This window comes from Sinorhizobium prairiense (assembly GCF_029201645.2).
GTDB classification, from domain to species: domain Bacteria; phylum Pseudomonadota; class Alphaproteobacteria; order Rhizobiales; family Rhizobiaceae; genus Sinorhizobium; species Sinorhizobium meliloti_A.
This window is the reverse complement of the sequence record NZ_CP104133.1, coordinates 384,964-405,083: the sequence shown is the minus strand read 5'-3', so window position 1 is coordinate 405,083 and position 20,120 is coordinate 384,964. Positions and strand designations below refer to the sequence as shown.

14 protein-coding genes and 1 pseudogene are annotated in these 20,120 nt (G+C 64.3%); 11 read left to right on the top strand and 4 right to left on the bottom strand.

The window, feature by feature from the left end; translation table 11 throughout:
- Positions 1 to 11 precede the first annotated feature (11 nt).
- Positions 12 to 1,067 (top strand): 3-carboxy-cis,cis-muconate cycloisomerase, encoded by a 1,056-nt coding sequence (locus tag N0Q91_RS25245; RefSeq protein ID WP_275599462.1) that lies wholly within the window; start codon positions 12 to 14, stop codon positions 1,065 to 1,067.
- 10 nt (positions 1,068 to 1,077) lie between these two features.
- Here N0Q91_RS25245 and N0Q91_RS25240 read toward each other — a convergent pair whose 3' ends face one another.
- A complete protein-coding gene (locus N0Q91_RS25240) occupies positions 1,078 to 3,696 on the bottom strand; it encodes a malto-oligosyltrehalose synthase (RefSeq protein WP_275599461.1) in 2,619 nt (872 codons plus the stop codon).
- Positions 3,697 to 3,876: 180 nt separating this feature from the next.
- Between N0Q91_RS25240 and msuE the strand changes: the two genes are divergently transcribed.
- The 10 genes and pseudogenes from msuE (at position 3,877) to N0Q91_RS25190 (ending at position 13,396) form a co-directional block, all read left to right on the top strand.
- A complete protein-coding gene (msuE, locus tag N0Q91_RS25235; RefSeq protein WP_275599460.1) occupies positions 3,877 to 4,434 on the top strand; it encodes an FMN reductase in 558 nt (185 codons plus the stop codon).
- An 83-nt stretch (positions 4,435 to 4,517) separates the two neighbouring features.
- Positions 4,518 to 5,866, top strand: a pseudogene (locus N0Q91_RS25230) (LLM class flavin-dependent oxidoreductase).
- 16 nt (positions 5,867 to 5,882) lie between these two features.
- Positions 5,883 to 6,728, top strand: coding sequence for an ABC transporter permease (locus N0Q91_RS25225; RefSeq protein WP_100671232.1), 846 nt, complete (start codon positions 5,883 to 5,885; stop codon positions 6,726 to 6,728).
- 96 nt (positions 6,729 to 6,824) lie between these two features.
- Positions 6,825 to 7,817 carry an ABC transporter substrate-binding protein gene (locus N0Q91_RS25220; RefSeq protein WP_275599459.1) on the top strand — a complete coding sequence of 331 codons (993 nt, stop codon included), beginning with the start codon at positions 6,825 to 6,827 and terminating at the stop codon, positions 7,815 to 7,817.
- Between the two features lie 10 nt (positions 7,818 to 7,827).
- Positions 7,828 to 8,598, top strand: coding sequence for an ABC transporter ATP-binding protein (locus N0Q91_RS25215; RefSeq protein ID WP_275599458.1), 771 nt, complete (start codon positions 7,828 to 7,830; stop codon positions 8,596 to 8,598).
- Between the two features lie 178 nt (positions 8,599 to 8,776).
- Positions 8,777 to 9,949: an ABC transporter substrate-binding protein gene (locus tag N0Q91_RS25210; protein ID WP_275599457.1), complete on the top strand. Its 1,173-nt coding sequence runs from the start codon at positions 8,777 to 8,779 to the stop codon at positions 9,947 to 9,949.
- Positions 9,950 to 10,075: 126 nt separating this feature from the next.
- Positions 10,076 to 10,939 carry a branched-chain amino acid ABC transporter permease gene (locus N0Q91_RS25205; protein WP_100671240.1) on the top strand — a complete coding sequence of 288 codons (864 nt, stop codon included), beginning with the start codon at positions 10,076 to 10,078 and terminating at the stop codon, positions 10,937 to 10,939.
- Positions 10,940 to 10,945: 6 nt separating this feature from the next.
- A complete protein-coding gene (locus N0Q91_RS25200) occupies positions 10,946 to 11,947 on the top strand; it encodes a branched-chain amino acid ABC transporter permease (RefSeq protein ID WP_275599733.1) in 1,002 nt (333 codons plus the stop codon).
- Positions 11,944 to 12,708: an ABC transporter ATP-binding protein gene (locus N0Q91_RS25195; RefSeq protein ID WP_275599456.1), complete on the top strand. Its 765-nt coding sequence runs from the start codon at positions 11,944 to 11,946 to the stop codon at positions 12,706 to 12,708. Before N0Q91_RS25200 ends, N0Q91_RS25195 begins: the two co-directional genes overlap by 4 nt.
- Entirely contained in the window at positions 12,689 to 13,396 is a 708-nt protein-coding gene (locus tag N0Q91_RS25190; RefSeq protein ID WP_275599455.1) for an ABC transporter ATP-binding protein, read from the top strand. The genes N0Q91_RS25195 and N0Q91_RS25190 overlap by 20 nt, the downstream gene beginning before the upstream one ends.
- A 42-nt stretch (positions 13,397 to 13,438) precedes the next feature.
- Here N0Q91_RS25190 and N0Q91_RS25185 read toward each other — a convergent pair whose 3' ends face one another.
- From N0Q91_RS25185 to N0Q91_RS25175, 3 genes are all read right to left on the bottom strand, one after another.
- Positions 13,439 to 14,104 carry a hypothetical protein gene (locus N0Q91_RS25185; protein WP_275599454.1) on the bottom strand — a complete coding sequence of 222 codons (666 nt, stop codon included), beginning with the start codon at positions 14,102 to 14,104 and terminating at the stop codon, positions 13,439 to 13,441.
- 423 nt (positions 14,105 to 14,527) lie between these two features.
- Positions 14,528 to 16,477, bottom strand: a complete 1,950-nt coding sequence (locus N0Q91_RS25180) for a CHASE2 domain-containing protein (RefSeq protein WP_275599453.1) — start codon at positions 16,475 to 16,477, stop codon at positions 14,528 to 14,530.
- Positions 16,477 to 20,097, bottom strand: a complete 3,621-nt coding sequence (locus N0Q91_RS25175; RefSeq protein WP_275599452.1) for a FecR domain-containing protein — start codon at positions 20,095 to 20,097, stop codon at positions 16,477 to 16,479. The genes N0Q91_RS25180 and N0Q91_RS25175 overlap by 1 nt, the downstream gene beginning before the upstream one ends.
- Positions 20,098 to 20,120 lie beyond the last annotated feature (23 nt).

Sequence of the window (20,120 nt, the reverse complement as noted above, 5' to 3'; positions counted from 1 at the left end):
GGAGATGCGGCATGACCTATTCGGCCTTCGATCACCCCTATCTTTCCGGTCTTCTGGGAGACGAAGCAGTGGCGGCGGAATTCTCCGTCGTCGCCGATGTTCGCGCCATGCTGGCCTTCGAGGCGGCGCTTGCGCGTGCCGAGGCGCGCCACGGCGTCATCCCCGAGGCGGCCGCAAATCGCATTGCCGAGGCATGCCGTGGCTTCTCTCCGGACGTCGGCGCCATGCGCCGGGCAACTGCCATCGACGGTGTCGTCGTTCCCGAGCTCGTGCGACAATTGCGCCGGGCGGTCGGCGACGAGGCGGCGGAACATGTCCATTTCGGAGCCAGCAGCCAGGACGTGGTCGATACCAGCCTCATGCTGAGGCTGAAGGCGATCGCGGAACTTTTCTCCGGCCGGATCGGCGACGTCGTGACGGCGCTCGAAGCTTGCGGGCGGCACTGGGGCGAGCGTACGCTGACCGCCCATACGCGGATGCAGCCGGCGCTCCCGATTACAGTGGCCGACCGCCTGCGGAGCTGGATCGAGCCGCTGTTCGACCATCAGGACAGGCTGGATGCCACGGGAACGGACATTTTTACGGTGCAGTTCGGAGGAGCCGCCGGCACGCTCGAAAAGCTCAAGGGCAAGGCCGATATCGTCCGCGCGACGCTGGCGGAGGAACTCGCGCTGGTCGACTGCCCGCAATGGCACAGCCAGCGTCTGCCGATCGCTGATTTCGCCCACCTCCTGTCGCTCGTCACCGGCAGCCTCGGCAAGTTCGGTCAGGACGTGGCGCTGATGGCGCAGGCGGGAGACGAGATCGTGCTTGCGGGCGGCGGCGGCTCCTCGGCCATGCCGCACAAGCAGAACCCGGTCGCCGCGGAGGTGCTGGTGACGCTCGCCCGCTTCAACGCGACGCAGATTTCCGCCATCCACCAGTCGCTGGTGCACGAGCAGGAGCGGTCGGGCTCCGCCTGGACGCTCGAATGGCTGATCCTGCCGCAGATGGTCGGCGCTACGGCGGCCGCATTGAGGCTCGCCGCCGAGCTCGCCGGCAATGTCCGGCGGCTGGGGCGGGTGTGAGGTTGATCCCTCACACCTCGACCAGCAAGGCGACAGGAAAGTCCCGCAGGATGTCCGCCACGGCAAGAAGAGGCCGAGGCTCGGTGACGCCGCCGGTCAGGAGATTGCACATGGGCTTGAACTGGCAGCCCTCGGGCAAGGCGAGGAAGGCGTTTCGCCACAGTTCCGGACGGATGGACAGGCGGCCGTCGACCGTCTGGCCGAAGACAAGCCGTGGGACGACTGTGAGCGCAAAGCCATTCCTGCCGCGACGCATGAAAGCGGCGGCGTGACGGGCGCCCGGACCTTCGACGCGCACCGCGCGATAGTCGCCTCTCGCAAGACAATCCGCGCCGCCCCGGCGATAGTTCAGGCCTATCGAGATCAGCGTCTGCTTGCAGTCCTCGAAATCGCCGATCGGCGGCGCTTGCGGCAGCCGGGAAGGTGAAGGGCGCGGTGAAAAGCCGCGGCGGTTGTCAGGATCGACGAGGGAAAGGTCGACGCGTTCACTGCCCTGATAGATATCGGGAATGCCGGGCGCGGTTAGCTTCACCAGCGTTTGCGAGAGGCTGTTGATCAGGCCGGCATGGATGAACGGTGCGGCCGTTTTCTCGAAATCGCCGAGAAAGGACCGGTTCCGGCGATCCAGGAGATCGCCGAGAAAGGCCTTGATCGCTGCTTCATAGCGCTCGTTCGGATCGTCCCAGCTTGTCCTGAGCTTTGCCTCCCGCAGCGCCTTCACGGCAAAATCGACCATCCGCTCGTGCAGAAAGATCAGGTCGCCTTCGTCACTAAGGGGCGCGATGGGCCAGGCACCGAGCAGGCTCTGATAGAGGAATTGCTCGACCGAAGCGTCCGGTTCCTCGCCGGCCGGGAGTCGGCCCATGTTTTCCGCACTCATCCCGTGCCAGCGGTCCACCGCTGCGGCCCAGACGTCCGGTGCCTCGCCGATGACGTGCAGCCGGGCGCGCGCATCTTCACCCCGCTTGGTGTCGTGCGTGGAAGTAGCCGACAGGCCGTGCGGCATCCGGCTTGCGCGATCCTGCATCGTCGCATGAAAGCGGCCGACGCCGCCGGGCGTCCATAAGGGGGAGGCACCCACCTCGTTCGCCGCGAGGTAATCGCCTCTCCGATAGAAGAAGGTATCCTCGACCGCCTTGGCCATGACCGCGCCGCTCAACTGCTGAAAGCGCGTACGGAATTCAGACCGCAGCTTGCCGTCGGCCGAGTCGATCGGCAGCCTGAGTGCGGGAACGATCGCTGCGATCTCGGCGCCGACGGCGCTCGCGCGCGCCGCTGCCTTCGCTGCGGCTGCGTCGAGGATGTGGCTGTCGCGCGCTCCGGCCCCCCGGTCGCCGACATAGGTCCGATAGACGGGCAGTGCAGCCATCAACTGGGAAATGGCCTCACCGGTCCGCTCGTTCTGATCCGGAGCCCCATCGCCTGTGAAGCGAGCGGCCAGTCCGGTCAGCCGCCGGACTTCCGTATTGAAATTGCGGCTCAGGACCTGGAGCTTGCATCCCGTGACCGCCTCTTCGGCCGCCGATCGCCTTTCCTCGCTCGAAAGCCACGAAGACGGAGTGTCGTCGGAAAGGAGATCCGCGAGGGCCGATATGAACTCGTAGCCCGTGGTTCCGTCGACCGGCCAGTCGGACGGCAGCGTTTCGTTCTCGCCGAGTATTTTCTCGACGATGATATAGGTGCCGTCGCCGGCCTCCCGGCGGAGCCGGTCGAGATAGCCCTTGGGATCGGCCAGGCCGTCGATGTGGTCGATCCTGAGCCCATCGATCAGGGCTTCCCCGACGAGGGCGAGTGCAAGTCGGTGAGTATCCGTGAAGACCGCGTCATCTTCTACGCGCATGCCGATGAGGCCGGCGACCTCGAAAAACCGCCGGTAGCTGAGCTTGTCCCGGGCCGTCTGCCAGTTCATCAGCCGCCAGGATTGCCTCCGATGCAGCCGGTCGAGTGTGTCTGCGGAGAACCGGGCGAGACATTGGTCGAGCTCGGCAGCGAGCGATGGCGTCGCGACGACAGAGGCGATTTCCGCGTGGAATTGTGCGGCGGTTTTCCGTTCGGCCGTGCCGGCGACAGCCGCGAGCCTTTCGAGCACGGCATTGCCGTTGCGCGGGATCGCCGCATAACTGGCGGGATTGAGCGGATAGAGAGCCTCGTAATAGCGGAGCGCCAGGCAGCGGTGCCCGTGGTCGTATGCAAGGCGCAGATTGCCGGCTGCGACCTCTTCCGCAAACGACCGGCCGAGGAAGGGGAGCGTAAGCGGCTCCCGCCAGTCGATGTCGAAATAGTCGGCAAATTCGCTAAGGCGGCCCCATTCGATGGCGCTGTGCCACCAGTCATTCTCGAGATGCGCGGCCATGTGGTTCGGGACGATGTCCAGAATGAGACCGAGTCCTTCGGCTTTCAGCGCATGGGCGAGCCGCACAAATCCGTCGTAGCCACCCAGGTCCGGGTCGATCTCGTTGTAGTCGACGATGTCGTAGCCATGGGTTGACCCGCGGACCGCGGTGAAAACGGGCGAGGCGTAGAGGTGAGATATGCCGAGCCCGACGAGGTGCGGGATCAACTCCACGGCTTTTGCGAAGTCCATCCCGTTGCGGAATTGGAGACGGTAGGTTGCGTCGGGCAGATGCATGGCGGTCTTGCACTTGTCTGGCGGTAACACCGCGGCCGGTGCTTTGTTCCCCCAGGTAGGCCTCGAAAGCAAAGTCTTCTTGTTCGCGCATCGGGAATAGAACGGCGTTCCTTTAGTCTACTAAGATTATAGATTTTGATGAGTATCACACGAGCACGGATCTCACGAGGAGCTAAAGCGATGCCGCAGACACGAGTGGTGGGTATTTCAGGCAATATCACGCGTCCGTCCAGGACACGCGCATTCGTGGACCATATCGTCCACCGGCTGGCGGTCGATGCAGGGGCGTCGGCGCAGACCTTCGATATCGAGGACTTCGGGGCGTCGCTGCCCCCTGCGAGAAGGCTCGACGAACTCGCACCGGAAGCGCGCTATGTCGTCGGCCAGATGCTTGCAGCCGACATTCTGGTGGTGGGGTCGCCGACCTTCAAGGGAAGCTATACCGGCCTCTTCAAGCACGTCTTCGACCTGCTTGATCCCTCCTCGCTTCGCGGCAAGCCCGTCATCCTCGCCGCCACCGGGGGCGGGGAACGCCACTCGCTGATGGTGGAGCATCAGTTGAGGCCACTGTTCGGCTTCTTCGAGGCATTGGCGATCCCGACCGCGATCTACGCTTCCGACAAGGACTTTGCCGACGGCTCTCTCGCCTCCGAGGCGATCCATGAACGCGTCGGCAGGGCGGTCGGCGAGGCAACGCAGGCGCTCGCGCGCACCGCCAGGGCAAGCCTGGCGGCTTAACCGCAATTTCAACCCAACCCGGTTTGCGTCGGCAATCGAGGCGAGTGACGCCGGCCGGCGAAGCAAATCCAACGGAGGCAGCGATGACCAGACAGATCAAGCTTGGAGCCTTTCTTCCCGGCGGCGGCCAGCATATTGCCGCCTGGAGGCATCCGGGCGCTCCGGCAGATGGTGCCACCAATTTCGAATTCCACAGAAGGCTCGCCGAGACCGCGGAGCGCGGCCTGTTCGACGCCTATTTTCTCGCCGACAACCTCTCCGTCGGGCTTGGCGGCCGCGAAGGCGGCAATGCGAAGATCGCCGGTTTCGAGCCTGTCACTCTCTTTGCAGCACTCGCGCCGCTGACGACCCATCTGGGCTTCATCGCCACGGCATCGACGACCTATGAGGAGCCCTACACGCTCGCCCGCAAGTTCGCCTCGCTGGACCTTCTGTCCAACGGGCGGGCAGGCTGGAACGTGGTCACCTCCGCCGGGGACGAGACCGCGCGCAACTTCAACAGAGAGACGCAGCCGAGCCACGCCGACCGATACGAGCGCGCACACGAGCACGTCGAGACCGTCAAGGCTCTATGGGACAGCTGGGAAGATGATGCCTTCATCCGCGACAAGGCGACCGGCCGCTTCTTCGATGCCGGCCGGGTTCACGACATCGACCACAAGGGCAAGCATTTCAGCGTCAAAGGACCGCTGAACGCGCCGCGTCCCGTCCAAGGACATCCGGTCGTGGTGCAGGCGGGGCAATCCGAGGACGGACGCAGGCTTGCGGCGGCCAGTGCCGAGGTGATCTTCACCGCCCATCAGAACCTCGCTTCGGCGCAGGAGTTCTACCGCGACATCAAGGCACGCGTGAAGCACGCCGGGCGCAACCCCGACCATGTGCTGATCATGCCGGGGTGGCTCCTTTTGTCGGCCGGACCGAAGAGGAGGCGCGCTCCAAATATGAAGAGCTGAATGCGTTGATCGTGCCGGAGGACGGCGTGGCGCTGTTGAATGGCCTGACCGGCGGCACGCTCGACCTGACGGGATATCCGCTCGATGGGCCCTTGCCCGTCAGCAATGAGACAGAAGGAATGAAAAGCCGGCAGGCGCTGATCCGAAAGATCGCGGACGAGCATGGCTTCACCATCCGCCAGCTCTATCAGTGGATCGCGACCGCACGCGGTCACTGCACCGTCGTCGGCAGCGCCGAGCAGGTCGCCGATCAGCTCGAGGAGTGGTTCCTGAGCGAAGCCGCCGACGGTTTCAACATCCTGCCGCCATGGCTTCCGGGCGCGCTCGACGATTTCGTCGATCTGGTCGTCCCCATACTGCAGAGACGCGGCCTGTTCCGCACCGCCTACGAGGGGCGGACGCTGCGGGAGAATCTCGGACTTCCCCGTCCGGCGAACCCGTGGACTTTGGCGCGCGCGACCGTTCAGGCGGCCGAGTAAGAGGGGAGACACGAAAATGAGCTTGCAGGAACTCGACAGGTCGATCCTCCACGAAGGCGGCAGCGTCAGCGCAAAAGCGGACGAGTATCTCCGCCGGTCAGGCGCCGCCGCCGGCAGCTGGCTGTCGCGCTACGGACTGCTCATCGCCTTTCTTGCGCTCTGGCAGGCGGCCAGCACCGCCGGCTGGATCAATCCGGCCGTGTTTCCGTCCGTCGGTGCCATCCTTTCCGCCCTGTGGACGGGAATTTCCGGCGGAGCCTTGCTCGACGACATCGCGATCAGTCTTCAGCGCTCCGGAACCGCCTTCGTCGGGGCGGTGGTCCTGGCCATACCGCTCGGTCTCTTGATGGGGCAGGTGCGTCCGATCGAGAACGCGCTCGATCCCGTCCTCCAGCTTTTCCGCCAGACGTCCGCGCTCGCTCTCTATCCGGTTTTCATTCTGCTTCTCGGACTCGGAGAGGCGTCGAAAGTCTTCGTCATCTTCTGGGCGACGCTCTTCCCGTTGCTTCTGAATACCATCAACGGGGTCAAGGAAGTGGATTCGAAGCTGATCGAGATGGCGCGCGTCTATGGCGCGTCGCGTCTCACTGTGTTCCGTCGCGTGGTTCTTCCGGGCGCCGTTCCTTCGATCTTCGTCGGCCTGCGCCTGAGTGCGACGACTGCCCTGCTGCTGCTTATCGCATCCGAGATGATCGGGGCCAATAAGGGCATCGGGTTCCAGGTCATGAACGCCCAGTACAATTTCCAGATTCCCCTGATGTTCGCGGCGATCTTCATTCTCGCCGGGCTGGGGCTCGTCTCCAACTACGCGCTGGTCTTTGCGCAGCGCCGCCTCTGCCGCTGGAGCGACGCCTCGAACTAGAGCAATTCCAGAAAAAGTGCGCAGCGGCCTTCCGCCCGGAACTGCGGCAAAACGGCCTCGACATTCGAAACTTCCAGATCATGGAAAAGGTGACATATGACGATTTCCATTCGTGCCCTCGCATTCGGCAGCCTGTTCTCGATCGGGCTTTCCAGCCTTGCAGCAGCAGAAGCTCCGGAACCGGTGACGCTGCGGTTCCTCGCGAGCCAGGGCAGCCTGTCGCCGCACGAACTCGCCTATGAGCTCGGCTATTTCGACAGCCTCGGCATCAGGCTTGAGAATGTCGGTTATGCGGGAGGCGGGCCCGCATCCCTGTTCGCGCTTGCCTCCGGCAGCGTCGACATCGGCTCGGCGGCGACCGCAGCCGTCATCAACTCGATCGCCGGCGGAAACGATTTCGTCGCGGCCTTTCCGACCAACGGCATCAACGAGCAGGTCAAGAGCATATTCTACGTGCTCGAAGACAGCCCGATCAGGTCCATCGGGGATATCGCAGGTAAGACGATTGCGGTGAATACGCTCGGGGCGCATCTCGACTATGCGGTACGCGAGGCGCTGCACACCAAGGGTTTGCCCGAAAACGCAGCAAACCTCGTCGTCGTACCCGGGCCGCAGCTCGAGCAGACGCTCCGGTCGAACCAGGTCGACATCGCCGCCGTGGGATACTGGCAGGCGACCTTCAACGGCCAGATATTGGATCACGGCGGGGTGCGCGCGGTCTTCGACGACACGGATGTGCTCGGCGAAATTGCCGGCGGTTTTGCGGTTCTCAGGCGGGATTTCGTCGAAAAGAATCCGGAGGCCGCCAAAAACTTCGTTGAACAATCCGCGCGCGCCGCCGACTGGTCACGCGAGCATCCGGAAGAAGCGCGCGCCGTGCTCGCCCGTATTCTGACCGAGCGCGGCGAAAACGGCGATCTCGCGAGGCATTGGACGGGATTCGGTCTACGAAAGGGCGCGCAAGCGACCGAGCGCGATCTGGATTTCTGGATCGGCGTTCTCGAACGCGAGGGCAGCCTGCCGCAGGGCAAATATAAGGCTTCCGATCTTCTGTTCCGGCCGGACGCGACGTCCGCCGCGGCGAATTGAGGGGGTGAAAATGGCTGAAGTCAGAAGCCTGCGCAAAGGGGAGGTGGCGTTGCGCGATCTCTCGAAATCCTTCCGGATCAACGGGCGGCGGCTCAGCGTCCTCAGGAACCTCAATCTGGACATCCGGTCCGGGGAATGCCTTGCAATCGTCGGGGCGAGCGGATCGGGCAAGACGACATTGCTGCGGGTTCTCGCGGGTCTCGAAACGGCCGATGCGGGCCGGGTATTGATCGACGGCCGGCCGGTTGCCGGTGTCGGCAAGGAGCGCGCCGTCATTTTCCAGGAGCCGCGGCTGCTTCCCTGGCTGACGGTTCTCGGCAATGTGGCCTTCGGCCTGAAGGTGCGAGGCGAGGATTCCGGACGCGCCGAGGAGCTTGCACGTCACTACATTTCGCTTGTCGGCCTTGCCGATTTCCAGGATGCCTATCCGAAGCAGCTTTCCGGTGGAATGGCGCAGCGGGTCGGGCTTGCGCGAGCGCTGACGGTAAAGCCCGAGATCCTGCTGCTGGACGAGCCGCTGGGCGCCCTCGATGCGATGACGAAACTGACGATGCAGCAGGAGCTCGAGCGCATCTGGCGGGAGGAGAACGTGACGATGGTTCTGGTCACGCATGATCTCGAGGAGGCCATCTATCTGGCGGATCGTGTCCTGGTACTGCCGAAGCAACAGGACGGAGCGCCGAGAGTGATCGACATCGACCTGCCCCGGCCGCGCGATCGCAGCGGCGCACGCTTCGTGCGCTACAGGCAGGAACTGCTTCGGGAATTCGGGCTGCACTGACGCACGCGCGCTTCCTCCATAACCCCCGGACAAAACAATAACCGGGGGATTATGGATTTCCGCCCATATTTCATTTTTGCATCACCGTTTGACATGGCAGACTGCCCGCTGTCGATTGCGATTGATGTAAAAGGAAGCGATGCCGGCCGGGAGTAGCGGACGTCGCGGGGGAGGAAATATGACAAGGCTCATTCTGGCCGCGCTCGCGGCTCTGGCAACGAGCGTCGCGGCGCAGGCGGATACGATCAAGGTCGGCGTCGTCGGACCGTTTTCCGGTCCCTTTGCGCTGCAGGGCAAGAACTTCAAGGCGGGCATCGACGCCTATATGGCGGTGAACGGCGCCAAGGTCGGCGACAACGACATCGAAATCCTATACCGCGACGTGCCGCAGGCGGACCCGGCCCAGTCCAAGGCGCTGGCGCAGGAGCTGGTCGTAAAGGAAGGCGTGCAATATCTCGCCGGCTTCTATTTCACGCCCGACGCGATGGCCGTCACGCCGCTGCTCGAGCAGGCGAACGTGCCGCTGGTGATCATGAATGCCGCCACGTCGGCGATCGTCACCAAGAGCCCGCTCGTGGTGCGCACCTCCTTCACGCTCTGGCAGACATCCACGCCGATCGCCAAGGTGGCGAAGGATGCCGGCGTCTCGAAGATCATCTCCGTGGTCAGCGATTACGGCCCGGGTGTCGATGCGGAGAACGCATTCAAGGCCGGCTTCGAGGCGGTGGGCGGCGAGATCGTGGAGGCGATCCGCATGCCGCTGTCGACCAACGATTTCTCGCCGATCATGCAGCGCATCAAGGATTCCGGTGCCGAAGGCGTCTTCGCCTTCCTGCCGTCCGGCCCGACGACGCTCGGCTTCGTCAAGGCGTTCAACGAAAACGGCCTCAAGGATGGCGGCATCAAGTTCTTCGCGCCGGGCGACCTCACCCAGGAGTCCGACCTGCCGGCGCTGGGCGACGCCGCGCTCGGCCTGCAGACGACCTTTCACTACGCCGTTTCGCATGACTCGCCGGAAAACAAGGCCTTTGTCGAGGCGGCCGCCAAGGCGATCGGCAATCCGGCCGAGCTCTCCTTCCCCGCGGTCGGGGCCTATGACGGCTTGCATGTCATCTACAAGATGATAGAGGCGACGGGCGGCGAGCAGGATGCTCAGAAGGCGGTCGATGCCGTGAAGGGGCTCTCCTGGACAAGCCCGCGCGGGCCGGTGTCGATCGATCCCGAATCGCGCCATATCACTCAGAACATCTATCTGCGCGAGGTCGCCAAGGCCGATGACGGCACCTATTACAACAAGGAGATCCAGACCTTCGAGAAACAGGGCGATCCGGGTCTTGCCGCGGTGAAATGATCGGCGGCCATCATCTCGACCGGTTCATAGGAGCCGCCGTATGCGACGGCTGCACTGCTGGTTTGGCGGAAGCCTTCCGGAATGAGGACCGAGGGTGAAGCCTTGCCACACCGTTAGGATGCGCTCATGCAAACCATCTCCAGCATAGCCGTCGATGCGCTCGCCTATGGCATGGTGCTGTTCGTGATCTCGATCGGCCTTTCGGTCACGCTCGGCCTCATGCGCGTCGTCAATCTTGCCCACGGCGCCTTTGCGATGATCGGCGGCTATATCGCATCCTATGCGGCGCGTGATCTCGGGCTCGGCTACGGAGTCGCGGTGCTGATCGCGGTCTTCGGCACGATCGTCATCGCCATCCCGATCGAGCGCCTGCTCTACCGCCGCATCTACGGTCAGCCGGAGCTGACTCAGGTGCTGATGACGATCGGTATCACCTTCTGCATCATCGGCATTGCCAACTACGTCTTCGGCCCGACTCTCAAGACGATCCCGCTGCCGCCGAGCCTCGAGGGCTCCGCCGATCTCGGCTTCCGCTCGATCGCCGTGCACCGGATCTTCGCGATCGTCTGCGGCCTCACCGTTGCCGGAGCCCTCTGGTTTGCCATCGAGAAAACCGCTTTCGGGGTCAAGCTCCGCGCCGCCGTCGACGATGCGGCGATGGCGGCGGCACTCGGAGTGCGCACGGAGGTCGTCTATGCCGTGAGTTTCGCCGTGGCTGTGGGGCTTGCCGCGTTCGGCGGCGTCGTCGGCGCGGAACTGCTGCCGGTCGAGCCCTATTATGCGCTCAGATACATGGTCACCTTCCTGGTGGTCGTTTCCGTCGGCGGTGCGGGGTCGATCCCGGGTGCACTTGCCGCCTGCCTCCTGCTTGGCGGCATCGATACGACGGGGCGGTATCTGATGCCGGAATTCGGAGAGTTCTTCTTCTATCTCGCCGTCATCGCCATCGTCTGCGTGTTTCCGCGCGGCCTTGCCGGGAGGATGAAGTAGGTGACCATGGCAACGATGAACGAAGCAGCCACGGCACTTTCTGCGGGCAGGCGGGGGCTCGGCCGCGATCTTGCCGGCCTCGCCGTGATCCTCGTGCTGGCCGCCATCGGCTACCTCCTCTTTCCGAACAATCTCGCGCTGCTCACCCGCATCATAGCGATCGCGCTGCTGGTCCTCTCGCTCGATCTCGTCACCGGCTATTGCGGCGTCGCGACCCTCGGCCATGCCGCGCTGTTCGGCAGCGGCGCCTATGCCGCCGGGATCGCGGCCGTGCATTTCGGCATTACCGATCCGCTCCTCATGGTCGCCGCCGGTATTCTCGGCGGTGCGGTGGCGGGGCTCGCCTGCGGGGTCGTGATCCTTCGGGCGCACGGTCTGCCGCAGCTCGTGCTCTCGATAGCGCTCATCCATCTCTTCCATGAATTCGCCAACAAGGCCTCGTCCTGGACGGGGGGAAGCGACGGACTGGCCGGCATCGCGCCCGATCCGCTCATCGGTCTCTTCGCCTTCGACCTCTGGGGCCGCACGGCCTATGTCTTCGGCGTCGTGCTGCTCGCAATCGTCTTCGTGCTCCTGCGCCTCGTCGTGCGCTCGCCCTTCGGCATGCTCTGCCGCGGCATCAAGGAGGACCCGATCCGCATTCGGGCGATGGGCGCGTCGCCGACGATCGCCCTCCTCAAGATGTATGTGATTTCCGGCGCGGTCGCCGGCGTCGGCGGGTCGCTCAACGCCGTCTCGACGCAGGTCGTCGGTCTCGACAGCCTCTCCTTCACGCTCTCGGCCGAAAGTCTGGTCATGCTCGTGCTCGGCGGTACCGGCTCGCTCTTCGGGGCGCTTACCGGCACGATCGTCTTCATGTTCTTCGAAGATCTCGTCTCGGCGGCCAACCCGTTCCATTGGCTGACCATGGTCGGGGCCCTGTTGATCGCGGTCGTGCTCTTTGCGCCGAAAGGGCTTTACGGCACGGTTGCAGAAATCCTCGCGCGGCGACGGGGGGCGGGCCGATGAGCGCCATATTCGAAGCCAGAAATCTCAAGCGCTCCTTCGGCGGTCTCGCCGTCACCAACAATGTCAGCCTTTCCATGGCACCGGGCGACCGCGTCGCCCTGATCGGCCCCAACGGTGCCGGCAAGACGACCTTCGTCAATCTCGTCACCGGTAATCTGAAACCGGATGCCGGAGAGGTGCGGATCGGCGGCGAAACCGTCACCCATATCGGCGCGATCGGCCGCGTCCGCCGCGGCCTCGTGCGTTCGTTCCAGGTGACGCGCCTTTTCCAGGACATGACGCCCGCCGAGCACGTGGCGCTCACGATCCTGCAGCGCGACGGTCGGGCGGGCCGCATGTTCGGCAATTTCCTGGCGATGCCCGGGGTGATGGCAGAGGCCGGTAGCCTGCTTGGCAAGCTTGGCCTGCGCGATCTGGCACACCGGCCGGTGCGCCAGATCGCCTACGGCCAGCAGCGGCTGCTGGAGATCGCGGTGGCGCTGGCGCTCAAACCTAAGGTGCTGCTGCTCGACGAGCCGGCAGCCGGCGTGCCGCAGAGCGACACGGGCCGCATCGAGCAGGCGCTCGCCGAACTTCCCGATGACCTTGCAGTCCTGATGATCGAGCACGACATGGATCTCGTCTTCCGCTTCGCCAAGCGCGTGATCGTGCTTGCTGCCGGCATGGTCATCTTCGACGGCTCTCCAGCCGACGTCACCAAAGATCCGCGTGTGCGCGAAGCCTATCTCGGGAGCTATGCCGATGCCGGCAGCGCCGCTTAAGGTCGACAATCTCTCCGCCGGCTATGGGCCGACGCGGGTGCTGGAGGGGATTTCCTTTTCGGTGCCTGCCGGCGCGCGGCTTGCGGTTCTCGGCCGCAACGGCATGGGAAAGACGACGCTGCTCGCTACGCTCGCCGGCCAGACGCGCCGATACGACGGACGCATCCGTATCGGCGAGGTCGACGTCACCATGCTGCCGAGCGCATCACGCGCGCTGAAAGGCCTCGGCTTCGTGCCGCAGGCGCGCTGCGTCTTCCCGTCCCTGACGGTTGAGGAAAATCTCTTCGTCGGTCTCAAGGGCCGGCCGAAGACGGCGCTGAGCGAGGCCTATGAGATGTTCCCGCGCCTCTACGAGCGGCGCCGAAACCTCGGCTTGCAGCTTTCCGGCGGCGAGCAGCAGATGTTGTCAACCGCCCGCTCGATCCTCGGCCGCCCCTCGGTCCTGCTGCTCGACGAGCCGCTCGAAGGACTGGCGCCGGTCATCTGCGAGGAACTGATGAAGGCTTTCGCCGAGCTCGCGAAGACCGGCGACATGACCATCCTGCTGGTGGAGCAGCGCATCCAGAGCGCCCTCGATTTCGCCGACCGGGTGATCATCCTGGAGCGCGGCAGGCTCGCCTGGAGCGGAACGCCGGAGGCGCTGGCGAAGGAGCAGGCCACGGTCGAGCGGCTGCTGGGGGTCTCTTGATCTCGACCGCTCCGGCGCTCGTCTCGAGTTGCCCGTGAGCACCTACACGGGGAGATGGCCCGCAAGGGCCTGATCGAATATGGAAACGCCGGCACCGTCTTTGATGATTACCGGGGTGGCAGGGTAGGCGGCAAGCGCATGGGTCGTGATCCACGCGGACGCGACCGGAGACATCCATGCGGTGAGGTTCAGGATGTCTTGGTGCAATATCGGAATCGGTTGAGCGAGAATGGGCTCATAGTGGGCGATCCGATTACGCAGCCGGCGAAGGTCGCGCAGCTTTTGCGCAATGATCGCGCGCTTGAGGCCGGCGGTCTGAAAGATCGGGCGAAGCGTTCCCCAGAGGTGGTTCGAGGAGCGACCGAACACCGAACTCCAGAACCCGAAATTCAGTTCCGCGATCATCTGGCTGTGGGTGGCGGCCTTGCCGTCGCGGAGAAGCGTCTGCTCGGCCTTCGCCACGCAATCCTGCTGGTACTTATCAGTCAATACGGCGGGGTCATGGAGCCACGCTGCACCATGGATAGCGGTCAAGGCACCGTCCACCTTGTTCCGCAAGGCAACCTCCATCATATGAAGAGAGGCGTAGAAGTCGGCGGATAGTCGAACGTTATAGCTATACAGGCGCTCGCCCAAGACCACGTCACCCTGAGCCCACCCCAAGTAGGTGGAGAAGCGATCCGCAGAGAGAATGTCGGCAAGGGGCATGTGGAGGGATTGCGGTCTGGTTGCTGAAGGATAGCTGCTAAACTAGGTGTGGGTCTTGTAACGAGACGGTCTCCGTGCCATATAGAGCACGTATCCCCCGGCTGGTCACTGCTCCGCACACCGCCGGGGCAAGTTTTTTCTGGGGTAGACAGCAGGTCATAGCGTCCCCAAGTAGAGAACATTCTACTCACCACAAGGCTCGCTTCCCGCTCGATGAAAGCGTCCCCGCGGAGGTGCATGGCATGAGCATCGCCGCGCTCTTCACCACCGAAAAGCCGTTGAGGTGAGACGCCTTTCTGCGGGCGCTGAGCCGCATCAGTAAAGCCCCTTCTTTTTCGGTTGATCCTTTCTGACCTGGAGGGTTTTCGCGGCCGGCTTCGGCGGCTTGCATTGAGCGCCAAGCCCGTGATTTGCCCTCATCCGCTATTTCAGCAGCCGTTCCCGCTCGCGCTCGTAATAGCGCGCGAGCGGCGGCAGCGCCGCCTTGAGTTCATCGAACAAACCGTCATCGGAAGCGATCTCGCCGCTGTATTTCCCGGCGAGGTAGGCGCGGTGGCGTGCGAGCGCCGGTTCCGAAGCCCCGTCGACCAGGGTGAAGACGGGGGAGACCGTGCTGCGTCCCTTGACGGTGATGCGGTCGAGCTCGGCAACCGCAAATTTCCGGGCGGCGAGTGTTGCAGTACGTTCGCCGAGGAGCAGCGGCACACCGTAGTCCTTGGAGGCACCTTCGAGGCGGGAGGCGAGATTGACCGCATCGCCCAGCGCCGAATAATCGAAGCGGCGGGCCGAGCCCATATTGCCGACGACGCATTCGCCCGTGTTGATGCCGATGCCGATCCTCAGCGCCTTCGGCGGACGCCCCGCCGCTTTCGCCTCGGCTTCCAGCTCTGCGTTGAGACCACCGAGGGCGGCAAGCATGTCGCGCGCCGCCTGAACGGCATGGACGGCATGGTCCGGATCGTCGAGGGGAGCGTTCCAGAAGGCCATCAGGCAGTCGCCGATATATTTGTCGATCGTGCCGCGTCGGTTGAGCACCGCCTCCGAAAGAGGGGTCAGGAGCCGGTTGACGAGCGTCGTCAGTCCTTCCGGATCGTCCTTCATGTCCTCCGATATGGTGGTGAAGCCGCGAACGTCGCAGAAGAGGACCGTGAGCGTCCGTCTTTCGCCGCCGAGCTTCAGCTGCGATGGGTCACTTGCCAGCCGCTCGACGAGGGCCGGCGAGAGATACTGCGCGAAGGCACGGGTGATTTCCCGCCGCCGCCGCCGTTCATCCGCGTAGTCGAGGCCCGCCTGCCCCACCGCCACGGCGAGAAAGGCGAGTGCCGGGGCGAGGGGCGAGACGAACGCATGGCCGAGGCGCATCAGGCCGTAGCTCGCAAGAAAGATCAGAGTAAGGGCGAGGGCGCCGTAACCAAGCGTCTTCCAGCTCGTTGACCTGAGGACGGCAAGGGCTGCGGCCAGGCTGGCGAGGATGATCGCCGCGATGGCAATGCCCGCGCCCGCCTGCCTGACGAACAGCCGGTGCACGAGATTGTCGTAAATGGTCGCCTGGATTTCGGCACCGGCGACGCGGCCGCGTGAGAAGACCGTGTCGGAGGTGGGGAAGGCATCGACGCCACCACCCGCGATGGTGGGCGCGTTCTGCAGGCTCAGGCCCACGATGACGACCCTGTCGCGGAAGGTGCCCTCCGGCAGGAAATTCTCGGGATCGAGCGCCTGATAATAGGAAACGGTCGGATAGGTCCGGGCCGGGCCGAAGGTCTGCATCAGCGCCCTTCTCGGCGGCACCGCCGGCTCGGCGCCGGCGACGGTCGCGAGCGTTGCGGCGAAACCGTCCGGATAGGCGGGGATCTGCCGGAGCGTTCCGTCGCCGCTGAGGCCGACCGAGGCGATGCCGACCTTCGCGCCCCGTGCCAGAAAGGCGGGTAGCGGCTCGATGCGCACGAATTGCTCGGCCTGCGGCGTGCGGATCAGCGTCTCGTCGCCGGCAAGCACCACATCCGGCCCGAGAACTTCGGCAAGCGCCTGATCGTTCTCCGGCGCGGCGGCCGGTTCGGCGAAGATCACGTCGAGGCCGATCGCCCGGGCGCCGGCGGCCCTCAGGGCTTCGATCAGGCGAGCGTGCAGCGCGCGCGGCCAGGGCCATTGGCTGCCGATCTCGGCCATCGAGGGTTCGTCGATGGCGACGATGACCGGGCCGTCTTCCGGTAGCGATGGCCGGCCGACGATCGAGAGATAGTCATAGGCGCGCAGGTCCACCAGCGACCACGTACCGGTCAGCGAGACAGCCGAGACGAGGGCGGCCACGAAAGCTGTCAGGGCGGCAAGCTTTACCCGCCGGGAGGAAAGGCGAAGCTCGCGAAAGTCGTTCATCAGAACCGCACTTTGACGGTGCCCTTGACCGTGGGTCCCCAGCCGGGCAGCCCGTCGCGCACCTCGAACTCTTCGTCCAGAAGGTTGAAGCCGGCGAGCTCGACTTCGAACCGCTTGTCGAAGGGCTCCCATTGGAGAGCGGCGTCGAGCGTCCAGAAATCGTCGAGTGTCGTGGTGCCTTCGGTACGCTCGCCGACATAGTTTGCTGCGACCGTCGTTTTGATGTTGGCGGTGCTGACATAGGTGAGCGCTACCTGGCCGGAATTTTCCGGCAGGAACGGAAGGTCGCCATTGCTGCCGGCCGAGAGGTCGTCGCTTTCCGTCCGGGCCACGGTTGCCGAAAGACCGAAGCCGTGTCCGAGCGCCAGATTCGTGGTCAGCGCCACGCGGTCGACCCTGCCTTTGTCGAAGTGAAAGTCATCCAGCGAGAACGGAAAGTCAATCGAACCGTTTCGGATTTCCTGATGCTGATAGTCGACGGCGGTGAAGAGCCAGTCGGTCCATTCGGCATCCCAGCGCAGAGCCAGCGTGTCGGCATAGCCGTCAGTGCCGATCAGGAACTGATTGGGCTGCAGCCCGACGATGCCGACCGGCGCGAGCGTGGCAGAGCCGAAATTATAGCCCTCGCGCTGGACGGCGGCGCGCAGCCAATGCCCCTCTGCCGGCGCCCAAGCTAAGCCGAACTTGGGTTCGAGCCGGATATTGTTGTCATTAACGTCCTCTATGTAACGGGCGAACAGCGCGCCTTCGACCTTGAGATCAGGGGTGATTTCGTAGAGGCCGTCGACATATGCTTTTGCTACAGACCTGGTCGAGGATTCGAGTTCGGGCGGCAGTGGCACTGACACAAGGCTGATGTCTGTCCTGAAATCCGAATCGACTTGGCCCGCCTCGATGCCGTAGCGCCATGTCAGATCTCCATTGCCATACAAGTGATTCAACGCACCGATGTAGCTCGTTTCGTTCTGCTCACTCCTAATGCGAACCAGATCGGGGAACGGGAGGTCAGACAAAACGGCGCGCGAGAGGTCAACGATCTCCCTGTCGCTAAAGAAGAAGGCTGCGTTGGCGACACTTCGATAGCCGAAGGTGTGACTCCAGGCGACCCCCGAAATAAGGTTCGAGGACTCGTTATCTGTCAGCCGGTCAGTATATGCGGACAATCTCGAATCAAATTCGTCGAAAATGTTCTGGCTGTCTTCGGTGTCGGCCAAATTCAGATACGCGACGATACGGTCATCAGGAGATGGCGTCGCGGTGAGGTAGCCGTTTCCGCCGATCAGGCGCAGTTCGCGGTCAATAGCCGGACCTGCGTCACGCTCGACCGTGTCGCGCGGTTCTTCCCATTGGAAGGTACCGTAGATGCTCATCGGGAATGGCGAGGCCGTAAATCCTCGAACGGCTGTCTCGCTGATCCAGCCCACCTGATCTTCATTTGCCGTGAACCCGCCGCCGAGCTCCGTCTCGAAAAAGGGCGAACGCAGCAGGTTGACCGTTCGCTCGCGGCTGGCCAACATATGCGGCTCGATCAGAAGCCCCTGGATGAGAGCGGAAAAGCTTGCGGTATTGACCGTGCTGGTGACGGCGTTGGCGGTGAAATCGTAAGCGTTGAAGAAGGGGTTGACGCTGCCGCGCACCGCCTGGTCGACATAGCTGGCGCCGGTGAAGGGATCGAAGACGGCGTCGCCGTAATATTGACCCCAGGCATCCAACCCCTGCAGGCGGAAGGCGTCGTTGAGCGTCGAACCTTGCTCCTGGTTGGCGCCGAGTGCCGCCGTGTCGCCGCCCTTGGCGCGGGTGCGGCGCAGGGCTTCCTGAGCATTGCGAATGGCCGCGTCGGCATCATCGGCATCGATCGCGATCGCGGTTCTGACCGTCGCCACGACGGGATCGTTCGGGTCGAGCCGGTCGGCATTGTCGAGCGCCTGAGCTGCCGGAACGCGGTCGCCCTTCTCGTAATGCGCGGCTGCGAGCAGCAGCTGTGCGTTCGAATAGGCCGGGTTGGCCGTCGAGCCGGCGAGCAGGTCTTCCACCGCCTTGTCGGCCTCGCCGTTCTGCATGTGGTAGCGGCCGCGCGCCACGAGCGCCACGTCGAAGGAGGGATCGACGGAAAGCGCGGCGTCGATCTCGCGCTTCGCCTCGGCCATCCGCATCTCGTCCATGTATTGTATTGCAAGGTTTGCGTGCGAGACGGGATCGAGCGGATCGAGCGCGATCGCCTGCTTGAAGGCGGCCTCGGCGGCACGGTTGTCGCCGCGCGCGCCCTGGACCAGCCCGAGGGCGTTCCAGATCGACGAGGAGCCTGGGGCAGTCTCGAGCGCCCTGTTCAGGTCGGCAAGGGCGGCATCGAGATCGTTCTCGATGTAAGAGCGGTAATGTGCGCGCGCCTCGAGCGCCGTCGGGTCTTCAGGGTCGATCGCAAGCGCCCGCTCGACGCCGTCGCGAAGCTCGTCGCGATCGTCCAGCAGCAGGGCGAGCTGCGCGCGTGCCGCAGGCAGGGTCGGGTCGTCGGGATATTGCTGCTCGGCCCTCTTGATCACTGCGATCGCCGCCGGAATGTCTTCGCGGAAGCCGGCGGTCCAGGCCCTGACCATGCCCGCATAGCGGCCGCTGGCATTGCGCGGCGGCTCCTCGACGCGTTCGGGGTTCGCGAGCCCGCGCGAGAAATAGCCGCCATAGGCCGCGATCGTGCGGCGGCTCGGGTCGAGGCCGCGTTCGGCCCTGGCGAACAAGCGCGCCGCCTCTTCATACCGGTTGGACGAGCCGGCGATCAATGCGCGCACGAGATCGGCACGCGCTGCCTGGGACCGGCTCAGGCCCCGTCCCGCCGCTTCCGCGAGCGCGGCCTGAGCCTTGTGGCGGCCATCGAGCGAAAGATAAATTTCCGCAAGCGTCAGCCACTCCTCGGTCGTGCGCAAGCCTGCGGGTTTCGCTTCGACGCGCGCGCGCTCCCGACGCATTTCGGGAACGCTGAAGGGCGTGGCCGGCATCCAGACGAAGGCGTTGCGGAGCGACAGATGAAAGAGCATCTGCTCGCGGTCCTTCGGGGTGACGATCACGATCTTCGTCGGTGCGCTGCCGATCGCCGCAACGGCGCCTTCGCCCTGCTTCACAGTCACGCTGCCATAGGCATTGCTGAGTTCGACGACACCTTCGAGGACGACGAGCGAGGTCTTGCCGTCGGGGCCGACCGTCAGCGTCCAATCGGTGCCGCGAATGGCGGCGGCCGCGGCCGGCGTGTCGATGACCAGGCCCTCGCCGCCGCGCTCGGCCCGGGCCCAGATCGTCCCTGATTCCAGCCCGAATTTCGTGTCGCCCGCGCCGATTTCCTTAACGCGCAGCGCGGTATTGCGCCCCAGTCTTATCTGCGTGTGATCTCTGAAGAGGACCGCGAGCGCGCCGGTGGCATTGGTGCGCAGCACATCGCCGGGAATGAGATCCTGAGCGAGGTCGACGACCCGCCAGTTGGAAACGTCGACGAAACGCACCTCCTCGCCGGACTTGCGGGCGATAACGGAGCCGGCGGCCGGCGAGGGGCGCGGAACGGGCTCGGCTTGCGCAGACAAGGGCGCAAAAAACGTCGCCGCGGCAAGCAATGCTCCCGTTCTTCTTCCCCGCATTCTCGTGTCACCCCTCGTTATAC

Coding starts and splice junctions, on each gene's coding strand:
- N0Q91_RS25245 (WP_275599462.1), top strand. CDS start 12: ATGACCTATTCGGCCTTCGATCACCCCTATCTTTCCGGTCTTCTGGGA.
- N0Q91_RS25240 (WP_275599461.1), bottom strand. CDS start 3,696: ATGCATCTGCCCGACGCAACCTACCGTCTCCAATTCCGCAACGGGATG.
- msuE (WP_275599460.1), top strand. CDS start 3,877: ATGCCGCAGACACGAGTGGTGGGTATTTCAGGCAATATCACGCGTCCG.
- N0Q91_RS25225 (WP_100671232.1), top strand. CDS start 5,883: ATGAGCTTGCAGGAACTCGACAGGTCGATCCTCCACGAAGGCGGCAGC.
- N0Q91_RS25220 (WP_275599459.1), top strand. CDS start 6,825: ATGACGATTTCCATTCGTGCCCTCGCATTCGGCAGCCTGTTCTCGATC.
- N0Q91_RS25215 (WP_275599458.1), top strand. CDS start 7,828: ATGGCTGAAGTCAGAAGCCTGCGCAAAGGGGAGGTGGCGTTGCGCGAT.
- N0Q91_RS25210 (WP_275599457.1), top strand. CDS start 8,777: ATGACAAGGCTCATTCTGGCCGCGCTCGCGGCTCTGGCAACGAGCGTC.
- N0Q91_RS25205 (WP_100671240.1), top strand. CDS start 10,076: ATGCAAACCATCTCCAGCATAGCCGTCGATGCGCTCGCCTATGGCATG.
- N0Q91_RS25200 (WP_275599733.1), top strand. CDS start 10,946: ATGGCAACGATGAACGAAGCAGCCACGGCACTTTCTGCGGGCAGGCGG.
- N0Q91_RS25195 (WP_275599456.1), top strand. CDS start 11,944: ATGAGCGCCATATTCGAAGCCAGAAATCTCAAGCGCTCCTTCGGCGGT.
- N0Q91_RS25190 (WP_275599455.1), top strand. CDS start 12,689: ATGCCGGCAGCGCCGCTTAAGGTCGACAATCTCTCCGCCGGCTATGGG.
- N0Q91_RS25185 (WP_275599454.1), bottom strand. CDS start 14,104: ATGCCCCTTGCCGACATTCTCTCTGCGGATCGCTTCTCCACCTACTTG.
- N0Q91_RS25180 (WP_275599453.1), bottom strand. CDS start 16,477: ATGAACGACTTTCGCGAGCTTCGCCTTTCCTCCCGGCGGGTAAAGCTT.
- N0Q91_RS25175 (WP_275599452.1), bottom strand. CDS start 20,097: ATGCGGGGAAGAAGAACGGGAGCATTGCTTGCCGCGGCGACGTTTTTT.